We start from the raw sequence: 20,183 nt of genomic DNA on the forward strand, positions 1-20,183 counted from the left end.
CGGGAAGCCGGGCGCGCGCTCTGGTGGAGACGGCCCGGCCGGGTCAGGATGCCAGTCATGGTCGCCGAGGGTTCCGCCGCTCCCCCGTCCGAGCGCCGCCCGCTCCGCGTCGCGATCATCGGCGCCGGGCCGGCGGGCATCTACGCCGCCGACGCGCTGACCAGGCAGGACGACGTCCCGGTGTCGGTCGACCTCATCGACCGCCTGCCCACGCCGTTCGGCCTGGTGCGGCACGGCATCGCGCCGGACCACCCGAAGATGCGCGCGATCCGCGAGACGTTGCACCGCAGCCTGGACCAGCCGCTGGTCCGCTTCGTCGGCAACGTCGACATCGGCGTCGACCTGTCGCTGGACGAGCTGCGCGCGCACGTCGACGCCGTCGTCTACACCTACGGCGCCGCGATCGACCGCCGGCTCGGCATCCCCGGCGAGGACCTCCCGGGCAGCCTGGCCGCCACCGACGTCGTCGCCTGGTACTGCGGGCACCCCGACGCCGACCGCAAGCGCATCGAGTCCGCGCTGGCCGGGGCGCGCTCGGTCGTGGTCGTCGGGGTCGGCAACGTCGCCCTCGACGTGGCCCGGGTGCTGGCCCGCGCGCCCGAGGAGCTCGAGCCCACCGACATGCCGCAGCACGTGCTCGACGCGCTGGCCGCCTCCCCGGTCGAGCAGGTGACGATCCTGGGCCGCCGCGGCCCCGCGCAGGCCAGCTTCACCACCCAGGAGCTGCGCGAGCTCGACGAGATGACCGCCGCGAACGTGCTGGTCGATCCCGCCGACCTCGAGCTCGACCCGGCCAGCGAGGAGCGGGCCGCCGGTGACCGCGTGGTCAGCCGCAACCTCGGGGTGCTGCGCGGCTGGGCGGAGCACGTCCCCGCCGCCGGCCGGATCCCGCTGCGACTGCGCTTCTTCCGGCGGCCGGTGCGCCTGGTCGGCGAGGACCGGGTGACCGGCCTCGAGGTGGAGCGCACCGCGGTCGACGGCGACGGGCGCGCCATGGGCACCGGTGAGCTGGAGGTGCTGCCGGCCGACCTCGTCGTCCGCTCGGTCGGGTACCGCGGCACGGCGCTGCCGGGCCTGCCGCTCGACGAGGGCAGCGGGACGGTGCTGCACGACGGGGCCGGCCGCGTGCTGCGCGACGGGCGGACGTCGCCCGGCGAGTACGTCGCCGGCTGGATCAAGCGCGGTCCCAGCGGCGTCGTCGGCACGAACAAGCACGACGCCCGGGAGACCGTCGACGCCCTGCTGGCCGACGCCGCGGACGGCACCCTCACCGTCGGCGGGCCGGTCGACGACCTGGTGAGGACGCTGCAGGCCCGCGGCGCCGAGCCGGTGCTGCTCGAGGACTGGCGGGCGATCGACGCCGCCGAGGTGGCGCTGGGCGCCAGCTACGGCCGGGCGCGCACCACCCTGCACGAGCGGGAGACCCTGCTCGCCGCCGTCCGAGCGGCGACCGCCGGTTAGCCGCTGTTGCGCAGGGCGGTCGCGATCCCGTTGATGGTCAGCTGGATGTTGCGCCGGGTCAGCTCGTCGTCGTCGCCCTCGCGACGACGACGCAGCATCTCGACCTGCAGGTGGTGCAGCGGCTCCAGGTAGGGGAACCGGTTGCGGATCGACCGGGCCAGGGACGGGTTGTCGGCCAGCAGGTGCTCGTCCCCGGTGATGGCCAGCAGCATCCGGCTGGTGCGCTCGTGCTCGAGGGTGATCCGGTCGAAGACCCGGGCCCGCAGCTCCTCGTCGGGCACCAGCCCCGCGTAGCGCGCGGCCACGCCCAGGTCGGTCTTCGCCAGCACCATGCCCATGTTGGACAGCGTCGTCCGGAGGAACGGCCAGCGCCGGTGCAGCTCGCGCAGCTGCTCCAGCCGGGCGGCGGGGTCCTCGCCGTCGGCCACCCAGCCCTCCAGGGCCGCCCCGGTGCCGAACCAGCCGGGCAGCATGATCCGCGTCTGCGACCAGCTGAACACCCACGGGATCGCCCGCAGGTCACCGATCGAGTTCCCGGCCTTCCGGGACGGCGGCCGGCTCCCGATGTTGAGCTCGCCCAGCTCGTTGACCGGGGTCGCGGCCCGGAACCACTCGACGAAGCCCGGCGTCTCGTGGACCAGCGCCGAGTAGGCCCGCCGCGCCCGGGCGGCGAGATCGTCCAGGAGCGCGTAGGCGGCGTCCGCGTCCTCGCCCAGGCCCTCCACGTCCAGCAGCGTCGACTCCAGCGTGGCCGCCAGCAGCGCCTCGAGGTTGCGCCGGGCGAGGCCGGGGTCGGCGTACTTGGCCGCGATCACCTCGCCCTGCTCGGTGATCCGCAGGGCTCCGGCCACCGCGCCGGGCGGCTGGGCCCGGATCGCCTCGTAGCTCGGCCCGCCGCCACGGCCGACCGTGCCGCCGCGGCCGTGGAACAGCCGCAGCCGCACGCCCTTCCGCCGGGCCACCTCGACCAGGTCCAGCTCGGCCCGGTACAGCGCCCAGTTGGCGGCCAGGTAGCCGCCGTCCTTGTTGCTGTCGGAGTAGCCGAGCATGACCTCCTGCACGTCGCCGCGCGTGGCCAGCAGCGCCCGGTACAGCGGCTGGTCGAGCACCGCCGTCAGCGTCGTGCCCGCGGCCTGCAGGTCGTCGATCGTCTCGAACAGGGGCGAGATGCCCACCGGGCAGGCCGGGCCCCCCTCGGCGCCGGGGTCGAGCAGGCCGACCTCCTTGAGCAGGACGGCGACCTCGAGCACGTCGCTCACCGACTCGCACATGCTGATCACGTAGTTCGGGATGGTGCGCGGGCCGAGCAGGCGCACCTGCTCGGCCGCGGCGAGCAGCACGTCGAGCTCCTTGCGCGCCTCCGCCGAGAGCTCGGCGCCCGGCCGCACCAGCGGCCGGCGCAGCGCGAGCTCACCGGACAGCAGCTCGACGCGGGCCGCCTCGTCGAGGGCGGCGTAGTCCTCGCACACGCCGGCCCAGGCCAGCAGCTCGCCGACGACGGCCTCGTGGACGGCCGAGTTCTGCCGGAGGTCCAGCCCGCACAGGTGGAACCCGAACACCTCGACCGATCCGCGCAGCCGCAGCAGCCGGTCGTCGGCCAGCGCCCCGGCACCGTGGCCGCGCAGCGAGGCGTCCACGACGTCGAGGTCGGCACGCAGCTCGTCCGGCGACCCGTAGGCCGGCAGCTGGGCGTGCGGCTCGCCCCCCGGCACCCGGCCGAGCACGGTCAGCGCGGTGGCCGAGAGCCGGGCGGAGATGCCGAGGAGCGCCCGGCGGTAGGGCTCGTCGGCCCGGAACGGGGAGTCGTCGCGGGCGGCCTCGGCCAGCGCGTGGAGCTCCTCGCTCGGGGTGACGAGCCGGTCGGACATCGACAGCTCCCGGTACAGCTCCGCGAGCTCGGCGAGGTGGTGGCCGAGCGCCGTCTCCGCCTGCCGCGTCGTCGCGCGGCGCAGGGCCTCGGCGTCCACGAACGGGTTGCCGTCCCGGTCCCCGCCGATCCAGGAGCCCGGCAGCAGCACCGGCCGCGGCAGCAGGCCGGCGTCGGGCCACCGCTGCGCCAGCGCCTGCCGCACCTCGGCGTTGAGCGCGGGGACGACGTCGAACAGGGAGAGCTCGTAGTAGCGCAGCGCCTCGTCGATCTCGTCCTGCAGCCGCAGCCGGGACAGCCGCAGCAGCGCCGTCTGCCAGAGCGTGAGCACCGCGCGCCGCAGGTCGACCGCCCACCTGTCGTCGACCTCGCCGTGCGCGGCGCGGTCGCGCTGCAGGATCAGGTCGCTGACCTGGCGCTGCACCTGCGAGATCGTCTTGCGGCGAACCTCGGTCGGGTGCGCGGTGACCACCGGGCAGACCAGCGCGCCGGTCAGCTCCCGGGCGACGACGTCCGGGTCGAGCCCCGCCTGGTCGAGCAGCGCGAAGGTCGCGGCCAGGCTCCCGCGCTGCGCGGGTGAGCCCTCGCGCCGGTGGTACCGCCGGCGGCGCTCGTGGTGGATGTCCTCGGCGAGGTTGGCCAGCAGCGAGAAGTGGCTGAACGCCCGGATGACGTGGTTGGCCGAGCGGACGTCGAGGGCGGCCAGCTGGGCGGCCAGCTCCTCGCGGCCGACCTCGGAGCGACGCAGCTGGAAGGCCTGGACGCGCGTGGACTCGACGAGGTCCAGGACGTCGTCCCCGGCCTGCTCACCGATGACCTCGCCGAGGACGCGGCCCAGCAGCCGGATGTCCTCGCGCAGCGGTGCGTCGCCGGCGCGCTCGTCCGAGCCGCCGGCGGAACCGTGGGGGCGGAGGTCTGCGACGTCGACCGTGGCTTCCGACACGCGGCCAGTATCAGGCCGGGATGTGACGAACGGGTAATGCCCGTCAGCCCAGTTCGAGGCCCCGCAGCGTCTGGGCGGCGAGCTGGTCACCGGCTTCGGCACCGAGCCGGAACTGCTCCACGGCGCCGTCGAGGTCGCCGCGGTCGGCCAGCAGGACGGCGAGGTTCTGGTGGCAGTAGACGTCGCCCGCGGAGATGCCGGCGCGGAAGGCCTCCTCGGCCGCCTCGTCGTCGCCGAGGTCCTCGCGGTAGAGGTTGCCCAGCGGGAGCCAGGCCACCTGCTCGCCGAGCTTGGCGCCGCGCTCGAGCACCGAGCGCGCCTCGGCACCCCGGCCGCTCTCCCGCAGCAGGTGCGCCAGGTCGGTGCGGGCGGCCGGGAAGTGGTCGGCCCCGGCCCGCAGGGCGTCCTCGAGCGCGGGGTCCAGCGTGGCGCAGAACCGCCAGCAGGCGACGACGCCCGCGGCCTCGGCGTCCCCGGCGTCGGCGATCTCCTGGGCCACGGCCAGCGCCTCGTCGCGCTCGCCCTGCTCGCGCAGGAGGAAGGCCAGCTGCAGCCCGCCCTCGAGGTCCCCGGCGTCCACGGCGCCGCGGTAGGCGCGCATGGCCCCGGCGAGGTCGCCGAGGTCCTCGAGCACCAGCCCCAGGTTGCGCCAGGCGTCGGCCTCGCCGCCGGCCAGCGCCGCCTCGTAGGCGTCCACGGCCTCCGGCCAGCGGCCCTGGGCGGCCAGCGCGTTGCCGAGGTTGAACGACGCGACGGTGTCACCGGCCTCGGCGGCGCGGCGGAAGCAGGCCTCGGCGTCGGCGTGCCGGCCGGCGTCGGCCAGGTCGCAGCCGAGGTCGATCAGCGCGTCGGCGTCCCCGGAGGCCCGCAGCCGCCGGAGGCGCCTGTCGAGGTCCTCGGTCATGCCAGCGATGATCGCGGGCACCCCGCCTCCCCCGCGCCGCCCGCAGGGGTGACCTCACCCCAACGGGAGGTGCGGCGCGGTCAGCTCCCGAACGCCTCCCGCCAGGCCGGCAGCAGCGAGCTCCGGGTCCACTCCAGGTAGGGCTCCTGCTGGTCGCCGCCGATCTGCACCAGGGCGAGGTGGCTGAAGCCGGCCTCGGCGTACTCCTTGGCCGCCTCGATGACCGCCTCGACGTCGTCGCCGCACGGGATGCTGCTCTCGACGTCCTCCTCGCGCACGAACTGGCTGGCGGCGTCGAAGGCCGCCGTCCCGGGCAGCTCGGCGTTGACCTTCCAGCCCAGGCCGAACCAGCGGAACAGGGTGTGCGCCCGGGTCACCGCCGCGGCCTTGTCCGTGCCGAAGCTGATCGGCATCTGCGCGACCTTGGGCTTGCCCTCGCCGCCCGCGGCCTCGAACGCCTCGACCAGCTCGGCCAGCGGGTCGGTCGCGACCAGCACGTCGGCCAGCTCGCCGGCGATCGTGGCGGCCTGCTTCCCGCCGGCCGCGAAGCCGATCGGCACCCGCTTCTCCGGGAGGTCCCACAGCTTGGCCGACTCGACGTCGAAGTGCTCGCCGCGGAAGTTCGTGTAGCCCTCGCCGTCGAAGAGGTCCCGGATGATCTGCAGCGCCTCCATGATCATCTCGTGGCGGACGTCGGCCGGCGGCCAGCCGGCGCCGACGACGTGCTCGTTGAGGTTCTCGCCGGCGCCCAGGCCGAGGGTGAACCGGCCGTCGGACAGGATCTGCAGCGTCGCGGCCTGCTGCGCGACCACCGCCGGGTGGTACCGGAAGATCGGGCAGGTCACGTAGGTCATCAGCGGGATCCGGCTGGTCGCCTGCGCCACTGCCCCGAGGGACACCCACGCGTTCGGCGAGTGGCCCATCTCGTCCAGCCACGGGAAGTAGTGGTCGCTGCTCACCGCGAAGTCGAAGCCGACCTCCTCGGCGCCCACCACGTGGCGGACCAGGTCCTTCGGCCCGGCCTGCTCGGTCATCATCGTGTAGCCCAGCTGCATGCCCATGCGGCGCGGCTACCCGGCGCCGGTCGTGCCCAACCGACCGGCGCCGGGCTGATCAGGACCGCTCGGCGGCCAGCGCCTCGCGCATCTTCAGCTTCCCGCCGGTGCGCAGCAGCGCCCCCGCGTAGACCCGGCCGCCCAGCCGCACGACCAGCCCGATCGCCAGCACCATGAGGACGACGGCCAGCGCGATCTCCCAGAGCGCCACCTCCCCCGCGGCCTGCCGCACCGGCATGACCAGCGGTGAGAGCCCCGGCACGTAGGAGGTGGTGCGGGCCAGCAGCCCGCCCGGGTCGGAGGCGGCCTGGATGCCGACGAAGAACGCGACGATGAGCACCATGGAGGTCGGCATGAGCACCGTCGCGAGGTCCTCCTGCCGGCTCACCAGCGAGGCGGCGACCGCGAAGACGGCTGCGTACCAGGCGTAGCCCAGCACGAACCACGCGATGACGACGCCGACCGTGCTGACCAGGTCGCCCGGGACGTCGACGACGTCGAAGGCCAGCGCGGAGACGACCGCGACCACGCCGATGAGCACGATCTGGGCCAGCGCCAGCACGCCGAGGCCGAGGATCTTGCCGGCCAGCAGCTGCCAGGGGCGCATGGTGGCCAGCAGCAGCTCGACCACGCGGCTGGACTTCTCCTCGACCACGCCCTGGGCGATGAACTGCCCGAAGAGGATCAGCAGGCTGTAGAGGATGACCACGCCGAAGATCGCGGTCACGACCCGCTGCTGGTCGGCCGCGGCGTCGGCGTCGACGGCGGTCACCGCGACCTCGGGGACGTCGAGCCCGTCGATCCCGGCGTCGGCGAGCTGCTCGGCGATCGCGACCTGACCGACAGCGCCCTGCACGATCGACTCCAGCGTGCTCTCGCCGGACTCGCGGACGAGCAGCTCGGGCTCCGCGCCGGCCAGCAGGGCGCCGTCGACGTCCTCGTCGTCCACGGCGGCGCGGGCGGCGGCCGCGTCCTCGAGCTCGGCGACCTCCACCTCGACGTCCAGGGCCTCGCCCTGCGCCTCGAGCGCGGCGACCACCGAGGCGTCGCCACCGACGACGCCGATCCGGCGCTCCTCGTCGCCGGAGCCGGCCAGCACCTGGAAGACCATGGCGCCGACGATCACCAGCAGGATCACGACCGAGCTGATGATGAAGCCCTTGTCGCGGATGCGGGTGGAGATCTCGCGGGCGGCGACCAGCCGGACCAGCGAGCTGCTGGAGGGCTCGGTGCCGGTCGGCGCGCTCACGCGGCCACCTCCTCGGGCGCGGGGGCGGCGACGGCCCCGCGGAACAGCTCGACCAGCGTGGGCTCCTGCCAGGCGAAGTGCGTGACCCGGCCGGTGCGCAGCGCGGCGGCGAGCACGGCCTGGTCGTCGGTGCCGTGGTCGAGCTCCAGCAGCGTGTCACCCGCCTGGTCGGACACCACGCGGATCCCGGGGAGCCCGTCGGCCCACCGCGGCGCGGCATCGGGCGCCACCACCCGGAGCAGCCGGCCCGCCTCCCGCCGGCGCAGCTCCTCGACGGTGCCGGTGGCGACCATCCGGCCGCGCGCGAGGATGCCGACGGAGTCGCACAGCCGCTCGACGAGGTCCAGCTGGTGGCTGGAGAAGACCACCGGTACGCCCTGGCGCACCTGGCCGAGCAGCGCGTCCGCGAGCGAGTCGACGCCGACCGGGTCCAGCCCGGAGAACGGCTCGTCGAGGATGAGCACCTCGGGGCGGCTGACCAGCGCGGCGGCGAGCTGCACGCGCTGCTGGTTGCCCAGCGACAGCTTCTCCACCTGCTCGTCGCGGCGCGGGCCGAGACCGAGCAGCCCCACCCACTCCTCGGAGGCTCGGTCGGCCGCGCCCCGGTCCAGCCCGTGCAGCCGCGCGAAGTAGGCGACCTGCTCCCCGACCTTCATCTTCGGGTACAGCCCGCGCTCCTCCGGCATGTAGCCGACCCGGCGGCGGGCGGCCTGGTCCAGCGGCCGGCCCTGCCAGCGCACCTCACCGGCGTCGGGGCGGACCAGGCCCATCGCGATGCGCATCGTCGTCGTCTTGCCCGCGCCGTTGGATCCGCAGAAGCCGAACATCGAGCCGGGGGCGACGGCGAACCCGACGCCCTCCAGCACCCGTACGTCGCCGAAGCTCTTGTGGAGCCCGTCGAACTCGAGCACCTGTCCTCCTGTCGTCGTGGACCTGGTCGGAACCGTATCGGCCGGGGTCACGAGCCGATCGCCGCCACGAGTTCCGCGGGATGGGTGAGCTGGAGGTGGTGCCGTCCACCGGCGACGGTGGTCACCCGCACCCGGGGGCCGAGCCGCTCCATCACGTCGGTAGCCACCGGGGGGTCCTCCGCACCCACGACGACGTGGACGTCGCCCTCGTAGTCCGCGAGCCGACGCACCAGATCCGCTCGCCGACCGACGTCGCCGGTGCTGCGGAGGAGGTGCTCGACGCGCCGGGCGGTCCGCTCGCGGCGCAGGTCGGCGAGGCTGCTCGCGAGAGCCTCCCCGTGGGCACGGCTGCCGGTCAGCCGCTCGGACAGGGCCGGGGCGCCGGCCGTGCGCAGGTAGAGACGGGTGAGCAGCGCCGGCGTGGGACGGCTCGCCTGCGCCTGGAGGAAGAAGGGGGACACCAGGGTCAGCTGCCGCACGCCTCCCCGGTTCCTGCTGACCGCGTCCACGGCGGCCGCGGCCCCGATCGAGTGCCCGACCAGGTGCCGCACCGAGCCACCGGCGAGCAGTGCGTCCAGCCAGGCGGGCCAGTCGGCCGCCGAACCGCTGCTCATCCCGAGTCCGGGCAGGTCGACCACGGCGGCGTCACCCAGCCCGTGCGCAACGCCCGCCCAGGTGTCGGCGTTCACCGGCAGGCCGGGCAGCACCAGCGTCCCGGCACCCGGCGGCCCGAGGGTGAAGGTGCGGATCCCGGCTGCTTCGGTGAAGCGCCGGCCCGGCTCCCCGGGTGGCACCAGGCCGAAACGGTGCGCGGCGGCGTGGTCCGCCCAGCGCCGGATCGCGGGGATCGTGTCGGGGAGGTGCAGGCCCTGTCCCCGGGCGAACTCCTCGGCGTCGGTGACGGGGTACCGGTCGCTCGCCAGGAAGCTCAGCGTCTCCGGGTCCGCCTTGGTCAGGGCGCTGGGCAACCGCTTCACGAGGCCGACGGGGATCCGGGCACGCGGGACCGGCACGCGGTAGTGCTCCCCCACCAGGCGCAGGAGCTCCGGCAGCGCCGGCGTCCGCTCGTCCAGGACCCAGTAGCTCCTCCCGACCGTGCGGTGGTCGGCCGGCAGCCGCGCCATGAAGCGGGCCAGGTGGTCGACGGGGACGACGGGGACGGACGTCGTCGCACCTCCGGGCCGGGCGACCATCGTGCCGTTCCAGAGCTCCCGGAAGGCTGCGGCCAGACCGAGGAACTGCTCGGTCTCACCCGTCGCCCCGACCCCGCTCACGGTCGCCGGGTTGACGATGGTCCACGGCAGGTCGCGGCGCTCCGCCTCGGCCTGGAGGACGGCATCGGCCTCGGCCTTCGACGCCTCGTACGGTCCGGACGCCCGACGGACGCGGCGCAGCCGGGCGGCGTCCCACGGCACCGTGCCGGGGTCCTGGCCGCCCACCCGGTAGCCGGAGACGTGCACGAGGCGGTGGAGGCCGGAGATCCGGGCGGCGACGGCGACGACGGCGCGGACGGTGTCGACGTTGGCGGCCCGGGCCTCACGGAGGGTCATCCCGAACCGGTAGGCCCCGGCGCAGTTGTGGATCTCCGTGACACCGGCGAGGTCCGTCGATGTGAGACCCAGGTGCGGGTCGTCGAAGTCCACCAGGACCGTCGCCGGCGGAGCCGGGGTGCCGTGGCGCGCGAGCCACGACCGCAGCTCACGGGCGGAGCCCTCCGAGCGGCAGGCGGCGGTGACCTCCACGCCGTCGGCGACCAGGGCCAGGATCAGGTGTCGGCCGAGGAAGCCGCTCGCGCCGAACACGAGCGCCCGACGGGCGGCCGGCGTCACCGGGTCGCGGCCATCGGGTCGGTGAGCCCGTCGAGCAGGCGGACGAGCACGCGTCCGGCGCTCACCAGAGGCGCGGTGTCCCTGAGGGCGCGGCTCATGATCATGGCTCCTTCGACGGTGCTGACCACCGTCGCGGCGACCTCGCGCGCTTCGTCGCCCGGGAGGCCCGCGGCGAGCAGCTGGTCCGCGACGGAGGAGGTCCACGTCGCGTAGGCGGTCGCGCAGGCCGCCCGGAGGCGCTCGCTGTGCGCACCCATCTCGAGCGTGACCACGGAGACGGAGCACCCGAGCTCGAAGTCGCTGCCCTCGATCAGCCCGGCGAGGACGTCGAGGACCCCGGCCACCACGCGCGAGGGACGTCGCTCGTGCCCGGCGGCCTCGTCGATCAGGGACCGGAACTGCTCGGTCGCCCGTTCGATCGCCTGCTCGGCCAGTTGCTCCTTGCCGTCGGGGAAGTGGAAGTACATCGATCCCCGGGGCGCCGCGGCCCGGTCGAGCACGGTGGCGATCCCCGTGCCGGCGTAGCCCCGTGACTGGATGAGCTCGAGCATCGCCTCGACCATCCGCGCCGTCGTCGCCTGCCCCTTCGCCGGTGCCATGGGCAGAAAGTAGACCGGTCTGCATATTCTGGCAAGAGGTCGCCTCCCTCGGTCCCGCCGCAGCCCCCTCCGCCTGCCAGGTGCGGCGCGCTGCGGTTCCATCGGGGCATGACGTCGGGCAACGGGGTGGCGCAGCCGCCGTCCGGAGTGGGTATCGAGGGCCTGGCGGACGCCGCGGCCGGCTGCCGGGCCTGCGAGCTGTGGGAGCCGGCGACGCAGACGGTGTTCGGCGAGGGCCCGCCCACCGCGCGGATCGTCCTCGTCGGCGAGCAGCCCGGGGACCAGGAGGACCGGAAGGGCGAGCCCTTCGTCGGCCCGGCCGGCCGGCTGCTGGACGACGCGCTGACCGGCGCCGGCATCGACCGCCGCGACGCCTACATCACCAACGCGGTCAAGCACTTCTTCTTCGGTACGCGTGGCAAGCGTCGGATCCATCAAACCCCACGGCCGGAGCACCTCCGCGCCTGCCGGCCCTGGCTGGACGCCGAGTTTGAGGTGCTCAAGCCGGAGATCGTCGTATGCCTCGGCGCGACGGCGGCCAAGGCACTGATCTCGCCGTCCTTCAGGGTCACGAAGGGGCGCGGCCAGCTACTTCCTTGGATCCCGCCCGGCTCAACGGAGTTGGACAGCGACGGCGACGAAGCGGACGACGGCGAACCGGACGAGGGCGCACCCGCCCAGACATGGATTCTTGCGACGACCCACCCCTCGGCGATCCTCCGGACACCCGAAGACGGCCGTGCCGCCGCCTACGACGCGCTGGTGGCCGACCTCAAGGTTGTGTCGAAAGCGCTCGCCTGACCCTCGATCAGACGAGCGCCTCCTCCAAGGCTTCGAGGAAGACGGTCGTGTCCAGGAAGTAGTTGGGGTACGCCCGCCGGAGCAGAGCGAGCGACTCGACGGACACCAGCACGACGTCCAGGTTGGGGTCGCTCTCGCTGGAACGCTCGATTGCCCCGTACGCCTCGGTTGCCTGTGCCAGGTCGCTGTAGGCCCACAACCTCAGCTCGCCGGTCTCACCGTTGAGTTCCAGAACGAAGTACCGAGATGACTGGCCGGTCTGCCGCTCGACGAACCGCAGGGTCGCGCCATAGGCGTTGAGCCTTCGGACGACGTCAAGACGCTTCGCAGTCCGCTTGAGCTCCTTGATCACGGCGGGGCGGTCCGGCCCGGTCCCCGGCACGAGCGGAGTGCCCTCCCTGAAGGCCAACTCCGAGCTCATGAGGGCGAAGAAGCGGAGCCAGTCATCTGCCCCCTGACTCGACTTCAACGCCTGCTGCGTGAAGGTGCCCACGGTCTCGACTGCGGTTGCCCAGGCGTGCTGCAGGCGCGAGCGCAACTGCAGTTCGATCCGCAGTCCGTTGTAGGTGGCCTTCCTGTCGCTCCTGTAGCTGTAAACCAGGTGGATTCCGCGGTAGCCGGAGTCCTTCGGCTGCTGAAACAGATAGTCATCGCAACGCAGCAAGGTGTGACGCCCATTGCCCTTCTGATACTGCTGGAAGAGCGCCTGTACCTCGTCCACGGACTGAAGCACCGCGCGGCAGCCCCCGATGTCCTGCATACGCGACAGGCTCATGTTGGGGAAGCGCTCGATCTTCGACCGGATGGAAGGCAGGCGCTTGATCCGCTGAGCGACGAGAGCGTCGGGATCATGCTGACGTGCACGAGTTCGAAGGCTTACCTGCATGGTGTTCAAGGGGAACCCGTGAGATGAGCGCCAATTGTTGATCACAGCGAGCGCCAGTTCACGGTCCTCAGGAGCCGTGGCGGGGCTGATGTATTCAGCCGCGGCCTTGTCCACCCGACTACGGGAGTACAGCGGTTCGGTCCATCCCACGGCACGAGACTAGGCGGTGCCGTACGCCCACTTATTGCGACTTGCACGGTCAAGCACTTCCGCTTCACGCCCAAGGGCAAGCGGCGGATCCACCAGACGCCGGGCGCGGAGCACCTGCGGGCGTGCGCGCCGTGGCTGCGGTCCGAGCTCGCCGTCCTCCGGCCCGAGGTGGTGGTCGCGCTCGGTGCGACGGCGGCCAAGTCGCTCATCGCGCCGTCCTTCCGCATCACCGCCGACCGCGGCCGGCTGCTGCCCTGGGCGCTGCCCGGCCTCCCGCCGCCCCCTCCGGCCCAGGAGGCCGACGACGACGAGCCCGACGAGGCGGCCCCGGCGCAGACCTGGATCCTCGCGACCACGCACCCCTCGGCCGTGCTGCGGACCCCCGACGAGGCCCGTCCCGCCGCCTTCGACGCCCTCGTCGCCGACCTGAGGGTGGTCGCCGCCGCGCTGGCGTGAGCGGGAGCTAGACGGCGGCCCGGGACGCTCGGAAGAGCCAGAACGACGGAACCAGCAGGGCGACCAGCGCCATGGCGACCACGACGACGACGCCGCCGCTCACCATCGCCACGCTCACCGACGCCGCGCTGGCCAGGGCCCCGGCGCGCAGGTCGCCGAGCCGCGGCCCCCCGGCGACGACGACGATGAACACCCCCTGCATCCGGCCGCGCATCTCCTCCGGCGCGGCCAGCTGGAGCATCGAGGAGCGGAGCACGGCGCTCACCATGTCGCCGGCGCCCGCGACCGCGAGGCAGAGCACGGCCAGCCACAGCGAGGGCGCCCACCCGAACCCGACGATCGCCACGCCCCACACCGCGATCGCGCCGAGCACCACCGCGCCCTGCCGGTCGACGCGGGACACCCAGCCCGAGGTCAGCCCCATGAGCAGCGCGCCGATCGAGACGCCGGCGAACAGCCAGCCCAGCGCGTTCGGGGAGTCCGCGAACCGGTTCTCCGACAGCTCCGGGAACACCGCCTGCGGCCAGGCGAAGCACATCGCGACGATGTCGACGACGAAGGTCATGAGCAGCACCGGCTGGGTGCGGAGGAAGACGAAGCCCTCCCCCACCCCGCGGATCGCCGCGCCGAGCCGGAGGGGTCCGGCGTCCCGGCCCGGCGGCAGCGACGGCAGCCCCCGCAGCAGGACGGCGGCGGCGAGGAAGCCGAGCGCGTCGATGGCGTAGGCGAGGAAGAGCTCCCCCGCCCCGATGAGCACGCCGGCCAGCAGCGGCCCGACGATCACGCCCGCCTGGCGCACGGTCATCGACAGCGCGTTGGCCGCCGGCACCCCCGCGGCGCCGACGATCGCCGGGATGGCCGCGCTGCGGGTGGGCTGGTTGACCGCGGCGAAGGCCGAGACGCAGGCGGTGAGCACCCACAGCACCGCGAGGTTCCCGTCGCCGGGCAGGAGCGCCTGCAGCGCGAGCAGCGCGCTGGTCACCGCGGCCCCCACCGAGGTGATGAGCATGAGCCTGCGGCGGTCCATCGAGTCGGCGATGGCGCCCCCGAGCAGGCCGAAGACGATCAGCGGGACCAGCGCGACGATCGAGGTCACGCCGACCATGAGCGAGTCGCCGGTCAGCGCGTAGACCTGGAACGGGACGGCGACCAGCGTCATCTGCTGGCCGAGCATCGTCGCGGCGACGCCCCAGAACAGCCGGCGGTACGCGGGGTTGCGCAGCGGCGTCGTGTCGATCGCCCAGGACCGCCGGCGCACCAGCGGGACGGGCTCCTCGACCGCCTTGCCGCCCTCGACCGGGTCGACCGGCCCCTCGGGTGGTGGGGTGGTCACGGGGCGAGCCGCTGGACGATCCAGCCCCCGCCCTCGCTGTCGTCGCGCACGAACCGGATGCGGTCGTGCAGCCGGTCGGCGCCGCCCTGCCAGAACTCCACCCGCTCGGGCACGACCCGGTAGCCGCCCCAGGACGCCGGCCGCGGGACCCCGCCCTCCGGCGTCACCTCGTCGAGGCGGCGGACCCGCTCCTCCAGCTCCTCCCGGGAGTCGACGACCGTCGACTGCACCGAGGCGGCCGCCGCCAGCTGGGAGCCGCGGGGGCGCGGGTCCCACAGCGCGTCGGAGGCGCTGCCGCCGATCCGCTCCACCGCGCCGGTGATCCGCACCTGGCGCTGCAGCGCGTGCCACGGGAAGACCAGGGCCGCGCGCGGGTTCACCGCGAGCTGGGCGCCCTTCGCCGAGGCGTAGCTGGTGCCGAAGACGACGCCGGCCTCGTCGTAGCCCTTCATGAGCACGATGCGCGCGTCCGGGGCGCCGTCGGCGTCGGCCGTCGCGACGAGGACGGCGTTGGGCTCGGGGATCTCAGCGGCCACCGCGTCGGCGAACCAGCGGTCGAACTGCTCCACCCACGTGGGGGCGAGGTCCTCCTCGCGCAGCCGCCCGAGCGTGTAGTCGTTGCGCATGCGGGAGAGGTCGGGCACGACGCCATGCTGCCCCACTTGTGCCGGGCGTGTCCCCACGGCCTAGGGTCGGAAGACATCGTGCGCCATGTCCCGTGCGCGCACGGGTTCCGCGCGCAGAGGAGCATGCGAGATGGCCGACGACTTCGTACCCGGCCTGGAAGGCGTCATCGCCTTCGAGACGGAGATCGCTGAACCGGACAAGGACGGCGGCGCCCTGCGCTACCGCGGTGTCGACATCGAGGACCTCGTCGGGAAGGTGACGTTCGGCAACGTCTGGGCGCTGCTGGTCGACGGCAAGTTCGGCCCCGGCCTCCCGCCGGCCGAGCCGTTCCCGATCCCGGTGCACACCGGTGACGTCCGCGTCGACGTCCAGGCCGCGCTGGCGATGCTGACGCCGATCTGGGGTTACCGCCCGCTGCTGGACATCAGCCACGAGGAGGCCCGCGAGGAGCTCGCCCGGGCCGCGGTCATGGCGCTGTCCTACGTCGCCCAGTCCGCTCGCGGCATCGGCACGCCCGCCGTGCCGCAGAAGCGCGTGGACGAGGCCTCGACGATCGTCGAGCGCTTCATGATCCGCTGGCGGGGCGAGCCCGACCCCCGCCACGTCGCCGCCGTCGACGCCTACTGGACCTCCGCCGCCGAGCACGGCATGAACGCCTCGACGTTCACCGCCCGCGTCATCGCCTCCACCGGAGCCGACGTCGCCGCCTCGCTCTCCGGCGCGATCGGCGCCATGTCCGGCCCGCTGCACGGCGGCGCCCCCTCGCGCGTGCTGCACATGCTCGACGAGGTCGAGAAGACCGGGAACGCCGAGAAGTACGTCAAGGACCTGCTCGACAAGGGCGACCGGCTCATGGGCTTCGGCCACCGCGTCTACCGGGCCGAGGACCCGCGCGCCCGCGTGCTGCGCCGGGCCTCCGAGGAGCTGGGCGCCCCCCGCTTCGAGGCCGCCCTGGCCCTGGAGAAGGCCGCGCTCAAGGAGCTGCGCGAGCGCCGCCCCGACCGGCCGGTCGAGACCAACGTGGAGTTCTGGGCGGCCATCGTCCTCGACTTCGCCGAGGTGCCCAGCCACATGTTCACCTCGATGTTCACCTGCGCCCGCACCGCCGGCTGGTGCGCGCACATCCTCGAGCAGAAGAACACCGGCCGCCTCGTGCGCCCGTCGGCCCGCTACATCGGCCCCGACCCGCGCAAGCCCGAGGAGGTCGAGGGCTGGGACACCGTCCAGACCAAGACGACCACGCAGGTCGCGCCCGCCTGATCGACGCAACTCCCGCCCCCGCCCCGGTCCGCCGGGGCGGGGGCGTCCCACCGCACCACCGAGAGGCCCGCCCCGGATGACCCTCCAGATCCCCGCCGAGCTGCTGCCCGCCGACGGGCGGTTCGGCTGCGGCCCCTCCAAGGTGCGGCCGGAGGCCCTGCGGGCCCTGGCCACCGAGGGCGCCGCGGTCATGGGCACCTCGCACCGCCAGGCCCCGGTGAAGAGCCTGGTCCGGCGGGTGCGCGAGGGGCTGCGCGAGCTGTTCGACGTGCCCGACGGCTACGAGGTCGTGCTCGGCAACGGCGGGACGACGGCGTTCTGGGACGCCGCCCTGTTCGGTCTCATCCGGGACCGCGCCGCGTTCGGCACCTACGGCGAGTTCTCCGCGAAGTTCGCCTCGGGAGCTGCGGAGGCGCCGTTCCTCGGCGACCCGGTGATCGCGAAGGCGGAGCCGGGCACCCTGGTGCTGCCGACCGCGCAGGACGGCGTCGACACCTACGGGTGGGCGCACAACGAGACCTCCACCGGGGTCATGGCCCCGGTCGAGCGGCCCGCCGGCACCGACGACGCCCTGGTGCTGGTCGACGCCACCTCGGGCGCGGGCGGGCTGCCGGTGGACGTGTCGCAGACCGACGTCTACTACTTCGCCCCGCAGAAGTCCTTCGCCGCCGACGGCGGGCTGTGGGTCGCCCTCATGTCCGCCGACGCCCTGGAGCGGATCGCCGAGATCAAGGCCTCGGGCCGCTGGATCCCCGGCTTCCTGGACCTGTCGATCGCCGTCGACAACTCCACCAAGGACCAGACCTACAACACCCCCGCGGTCGCCACGCTCTTCCTGCTCGACGACCAGGTCCAGTGGCTGCTCTCGCTCGGCGGCCTGTCCGGCGCCGTCGCCCGCACCCGCGAGTCGTCGAGCCGGCTCTACTCGTGGGCGGAGAAGTCGCCGTACGCGACGCCGTTCGTCAGCAACCCCGACGAGCGGTCCTTCGTCGTCGGCACCGTCGACTTCGCCGACTCGGTGGACGCCGCCGCGCTGGCGACGACGCTGCGCGCCAACGGCGTGGTCGACGTCGAGCCCTACCGCAAACTGGGCCGCAACCAGCTCCGCGTCGGCATGTTCCCGGCCGTCGACCCCGACGACGTCTCCGCGCTCACCGCCTGCATCGACCACGTCGTCGAGCGCCTCTAGCGGTGCACCCCGACCCCTCCCCCGGCAGCACCGCCGGCGACCTGTTCGCCTTCGGCGGCGAGGCCGCGCGCATCATGGCGGCCGTCGACTGGGCGGCGACCCCCGTCGGACCCGTGGAGAGCTGGCCGGCCAGCCTGCGGTTCGCCGTCCGCACGGTGCTCGTGTCGAAGTTCCCCATGGTGCTCACCTGGGGGCCGGAGTTCACGCAGTTCTACAACGACGGCTACGCGCCCTTCATCGGCTCCAAGCACCCCGCCATCGGCGAGGACATCCGGGACACCCTGGCGGAGGGCTGGGACGCGCTGGGCCCGCCCATCGCGCACGCCATGGAGACGCTCGAGGCCTCGTGGCTGCCCGGCCTCCTGCTCCGCCTGGAGCGTTCCGGGTACGTCGAGGAGACCTACTTCACCGTCTCCCACGCCCCGGCGTTCGACGACGAGGGGCGGGTCGCGGGCATGCACGGCGTCTGCACCGAGGTCACCGGGGAGGTCGTGAGCAGCCGGCGGCAGGCCCTGCTGCACGAGCTGGCCGCCGTCGGCGGTCAGCTCGGGGCCGAGCACGAGACGGTGCGGGCGATGTGCGCGGCGCTGGCCGGGGACGCGCTCGACGTCCCGTTCGCCGGGGTCTACCTCTCCGTGCCGGGCGAGGAGGGCTTCCGGCGGGTCGCGGCGGTCGGCTGCGACGCCGGGCTGCTGCCGGTGTCGGTCACCGCAAGCGAGGAGCTGGACGGGATCGCGCGGGGACTGGCGGTCACCGGCGGCCCGTTCGGCGACACCGTCACCGAGGCCGTCGTGCTGCCCCTCACCGCCAGCCGGGAAGGCGCACCGCTGGGCCTGCTGCTCGCCGGCTGCAGCCCGAACCTCGCCCTGGACGCCGAGTACCGCTCCTTCCACGAGCTGGTGGCCGCGCAGTTCGCCGGCGCCGTCGTGAACACCCGCGCGTTCGAGGCCGAGCGGCTGCGCGCGGAGTCCCTCGCCGAGCTCGACCGCGCGAAGACGACCTTCTTCTCCGACGTCAGCCACGAGCTGCGCACCCCGCTGGCGCTGCTGCTGGGGCCGATCGGCGACGTCCTGACCGACCCGGGTGACCCGCTGCCCGCCCCCGCGCGCGAGCAGCTCCAGCTCGCGCTGCGCAACGGCCGCCGGCTGCAGCGGCTGGTCAACGACCTGCTCGACTTCGCCAGCATCGAGGCGGGCCGGGCCTCCCCCGTGCGCGTCGAGACCGACGTGGCGACCTTCACCGCCGAGCTGGCCGGCATCTTCCGCGCCGCGACCGAGCGGGCCGGTCTGCGGCTGACCGTCGACTGCCCGCCGCTGCCCCGGCCGGCGTCGGTCGACCCGCGGATGTGGGAGAAGGTCGTGGTCAACCTGCTGGCCAACGCGGTGAAGTACACCTTCGTCGGCGGCATCGACGTCACGCTGCGCGGGGACGACGACGGCTTCCGGCTCACCGTCGCCGACACCGGCGTGGGCATCGTCGCCGAGGAGCTGGACCACCTGTTCGAGCGCTTCCACCGGGTGCCGGGCGCGACCGCCCGGACCCGCGAGGGCACCGGCATCGGACTGGCCCTGGTGCAGGAGCTGACCGCGCTGCACGGCGGCACGGTGGAGGTGACCAGCGAGCCCGGCCGCGGCAGTGCGTTCACCGTGGCGCTGCCCTACGGCACCCCCGACGCCGGGGCGGACGAGCACCACGCCGCGGTCCGGCCGTCCGAGGCCGCGCGGGGCGAGGCGGCCAGCTGGGAGCAGGACACCTCCCGGCCCGTGGAGCCGGGAACCGGCGACGCCGGTGCCGCGAGCATCCTCGTGGTGGACGACAACGCCGACATGCGGAGCTACCTGGCCCGGGTGCTGGGCAGGTTGTGGGCGGTGCGCACGACGGCCAACGGCGAGGAGGCGCTCCAGGCGGTGGCCGAGCGGCAGCCCGACGTGGTGCTGACCGACGTGATGATGCCGCGGGTGGACGGGTTCGAGCTGCTGCACGCCCTGCGCGCCGACCCGGCCACCCGGCACATCCCGGTGGTCATGCTCACCGCGCGCGCCGGGCAGGAGGCCGCGGTCGAGGGCCTGGAGGCCGGCGCCGACGACTACCTGGCCAAGCCGTTCCGGGCCGACGAGCTCCTCGCCCGGGTCCGCGCGATCCTGGAGCGCCGCACCGGGCGCACCGGGCCCCTCCCGGCGCCGGGCGCCCCGTCCGCCCCGGCCGCCCCGGTGCCGGCGACGCTCGTGACCGCGCCGATCACGGTCACCCCCGCGCCGCCGGTCCCCAGGACGGGGAGCCCGGCGGAGGAGCAGCTCCTGGGCAGCTGGCGGCTGCCCTCGGACGCGGCGTCCGTGCCCGTCCTGCGACGCCGGCTGCGCACGGTGCTCGACGGGGCGGGCGTGGATTCCGACCGCGCCTACGACCTCCTGCTCGCCGCCGGGGAGGCCGTCACCAACGCCATCGAGCACGCGCAGGACCCGACGGAGCCGTTCGTCCACGTCGGTGTCGCCGTGCGCGGGGACCGGCTGGAGATCACGGTGCGGGACTTCGGGCAGTGGCGCGAGCGGGTGCCGAGCATGGACCGCGGGCGCGGCTCGACGCTGATGAGCGCCTTCGCCGACGTCACCGCGACGCCCAGCCCCACGGGGACGACCGTGGTGATCAGCAGCCCGCTGGCCTGA

At 74.1% G+C, this 20,183-nt stretch carries 15 protein-coding genes and 3 pseudogenes; 8 read left to right on the forward strand and 10 right to left on the reverse strand.

Features of this window, described 5'->3' with window-relative positions; genetic code table 11:
• Positions 1 to 57: 57 nt before the first annotated feature.
• The gene (locus tag ACI79H_RS01820) at positions 58 to 1,461 is read left to right on the forward strand and encodes an FAD-dependent oxidoreductase (protein ID WP_456552663.1); all 1,404 of its coding nucleotides are present in this window, start codon (positions 58 to 60) and stop codon (positions 1,459 to 1,461) included.
• Here the strand turns inward: ACI79H_RS01820 and ppc are convergent.
• From ppc to ACI79H_RS01855, 7 genes are all read right to left on the reverse strand, one after another.
• On the reverse strand, positions 1,458 to 4,271 hold the full coding sequence (ppc, locus tag ACI79H_RS01825; protein WP_456552664.1) for a phosphoenolpyruvate carboxylase: 2,814 nt from the start codon (positions 4,269 to 4,271) through the stop codon (positions 1,458 to 1,460). The genes ACI79H_RS01820 and ppc overlap by 4 nt on opposite strands.
• 43 nt (positions 4,272 to 4,314) lie before the next feature.
• Positions 4,315 to 5,175 carry a tetratricopeptide repeat protein gene (locus ACI79H_RS01830; protein WP_456552665.1) on the reverse strand — a complete coding sequence of 287 codons (861 nt, stop codon included), beginning with the start codon at positions 5,173 to 5,175 and terminating at the stop codon, positions 4,315 to 4,317.
• 80 nt (positions 5,176 to 5,255) lie between these two features.
• On the reverse strand, positions 5,256 to 6,236 hold the full coding sequence (locus ACI79H_RS01835) for a TIGR03557 family F420-dependent LLM class oxidoreductase (protein ID WP_456552666.1): 981 nt from the start codon (positions 6,234 to 6,236) through the stop codon (positions 5,256 to 5,258).
• A 52-nt stretch (positions 6,237 to 6,288) separates the two neighbouring features.
• Entirely contained in the window at positions 6,289 to 7,479 is a 1,191-nt protein-coding gene (locus tag ACI79H_RS01840) for an ABC transporter permease (RefSeq protein WP_456552667.1), read from the reverse strand.
• Complete coding sequence (locus ACI79H_RS01845) at positions 7,476 to 8,390, reverse strand: ABC transporter ATP-binding protein (RefSeq protein WP_456552668.1); 915 nt, start codon at positions 8,388 to 8,390, stop codon at positions 7,476 to 7,478. Before ACI79H_RS01845 ends, ACI79H_RS01840 begins: the two co-directional genes overlap by 4 nt.
• A gap of 47 nt (positions 8,391 to 8,437) precedes the next feature.
• Positions 8,438 to 10,219: an alpha/beta fold hydrolase gene (locus ACI79H_RS01850; RefSeq protein WP_456552669.1), complete on the reverse strand. Its 1,782-nt coding sequence runs from the start codon at positions 10,217 to 10,219 to the stop codon at positions 8,438 to 8,440.
• The gene (locus ACI79H_RS01855) at positions 10,216 to 10,818 is read right to left on the reverse strand and encodes an LmrA/YxaF family transcription factor (protein WP_456552670.1); all 603 of its coding nucleotides are present in this window, start codon (positions 10,816 to 10,818) and stop codon (positions 10,216 to 10,218) included. The genes ACI79H_RS01850 and ACI79H_RS01855 overlap by 4 nt, the downstream gene beginning before the upstream one ends.
• Positions 10,819 to 10,926: 108 nt before the next feature.
• Here ACI79H_RS01855 and ACI79H_RS01860 point away from each other — a divergent pair, with 108 nt between their 5' ends.
• Positions 10,927 to 11,619, forward strand: coding sequence for a UdgX family uracil-DNA binding protein (locus ACI79H_RS01860; RefSeq protein ID WP_456552671.1), 693 nt, complete (start codon positions 10,927 to 10,929; stop codon positions 11,617 to 11,619).
• Positions 11,620 to 11,626: 7 nt separating this feature from the next.
• Here ACI79H_RS01860 and ACI79H_RS01865 read toward each other — a convergent pair whose 3' ends face one another.
• Positions 11,627 to 12,619 (reverse strand): RelA/SpoT domain-containing protein, encoded by a 993-nt coding sequence (locus tag ACI79H_RS01865; RefSeq protein ID WP_456552672.1) that lies wholly within the window; start codon positions 12,617 to 12,619, stop codon positions 11,627 to 11,629.
• Positions 12,620 to 12,688: 69 nt separating this feature from the next.
• On the opposite strand from ACI79H_RS01865, the gene ACI79H_RS01870 reads away from it, so the two are divergent.
• Positions 12,689 to 13,111 carry a uracil-DNA glycosylase family protein gene (locus ACI79H_RS01870; protein WP_456553102.1) on the forward strand — a complete coding sequence of 141 codons (423 nt, stop codon included), beginning with the start codon at positions 12,689 to 12,691 and terminating at the stop codon, positions 13,109 to 13,111.
• Between the two features lie 7 nt (positions 13,112 to 13,118).
• Here the strand turns inward: ACI79H_RS01870 and ACI79H_RS01875 are convergent, their stop codons facing one another.
• Together ACI79H_RS01875 and pdxH are read right to left on the reverse strand one after the other, a co-directional pair.
• Positions 13,119 to 14,444 carry an MFS transporter gene (locus tag ACI79H_RS01875; protein ID WP_456552673.1) on the reverse strand — a complete coding sequence of 442 codons (1,326 nt, stop codon included), beginning with the start codon at positions 14,442 to 14,444 and terminating at the stop codon, positions 13,119 to 13,121.
• A complete protein-coding gene (pdxH, locus tag ACI79H_RS01880) occupies positions 14,441 to 15,088 on the reverse strand; it encodes a pyridoxamine 5'-phosphate oxidase (protein ID WP_456552674.1) in 648 nt (215 codons plus the stop codon). Before pdxH ends, ACI79H_RS01875 begins: the two co-directional genes overlap by 4 nt.
• A gap of 112 nt (positions 15,089 to 15,200) precedes the next feature.
• Between pdxH and ACI79H_RS01885 the strand changes: the two genes are divergently transcribed.
• From ACI79H_RS01885 to ACI79H_RS01905, 5 genes and pseudogenes are all read left to right on the forward strand, one after another.
• A complete protein-coding gene (locus ACI79H_RS01885) occupies positions 15,201 to 16,331 on the forward strand; it encodes a citrate synthase 2 (protein ID WP_456552675.1) in 1,131 nt (376 codons plus the stop codon).
• A 76-nt stretch (positions 16,332 to 16,407) separates the two neighbouring features.
• Positions 16,408 to 17,520: a phosphoserine transaminase gene (gene serC / locus ACI79H_RS01890; protein ID WP_456552676.1), complete on the forward strand. Its 1,113-nt coding sequence runs from the start codon at positions 16,408 to 16,410 to the stop codon at positions 17,518 to 17,520.
• 575 nt (positions 17,521 to 18,095) lie between these two features.
• Positions 18,096 to 19,169 (forward strand): annotated as a pseudogene (locus ACI79H_RS01895) (sensor histidine kinase); the annotation flags it as partial.
• A gap of 162 nt (positions 19,170 to 19,331) precedes the next feature.
• Positions 19,332 to 19,670 (forward strand): annotated as a pseudogene (locus tag ACI79H_RS01900) (response regulator transcription factor); the annotation flags it as partial.
• 174 nt (positions 19,671 to 19,844) lie between these two features.
• Positions 19,845 to 20,183, forward strand: a pseudogene (locus ACI79H_RS01905) (ATP-binding protein); the annotation flags it as partial.

It is taken from the genome of Blastococcus sp. SYSU D01042, from assembly GCF_054050515.1.

Bases quoted from the DNA above. Each gene is read 5' to 3' on its own strand.
- ACI79H_RS01820 (WP_456552663.1), top strand. From the start codon at position 58: ATGGTCGCCGAGGGTTCCGCCGCTCCCCCGTCCGAGCGCCGCCCGCTC.
- ACI79H_RS01830 (WP_456552665.1), bottom strand. From the start codon at position 5,175: ATGACCGAGGACCTCGACAGGCGCCTCCGGCGGCTGCGGGCCTCCGGG.
- ACI79H_RS01835 (WP_456552666.1), bottom strand. From the start codon at position 6,236: ATGGGCATGCAGCTGGGCTACACGATGATGACCGAGCAGGCCGGGCCG.
- ACI79H_RS01855 (WP_456552670.1), bottom strand. From the start codon at position 10,818: ATGGCACCGGCGAAGGGGCAGGCGACGACGGCGCGGATGGTCGAGGCG.
- ACI79H_RS01860 (WP_456552671.1), top strand. From the start codon at position 10,927: ATGACGTCGGGCAACGGGGTGGCGCAGCCGCCGTCCGGAGTGGGTATC.
- ACI79H_RS01885 (WP_456552675.1), top strand. From the start codon at position 15,201: ATGGCCGACGACTTCGTACCCGGCCTGGAAGGCGTCATCGCCTTCGAG.
- serC (WP_456552676.1), top strand. From the start codon at position 16,408: ATGACCCTCCAGATCCCCGCCGAGCTGCTGCCCGCCGACGGGCGGTTC.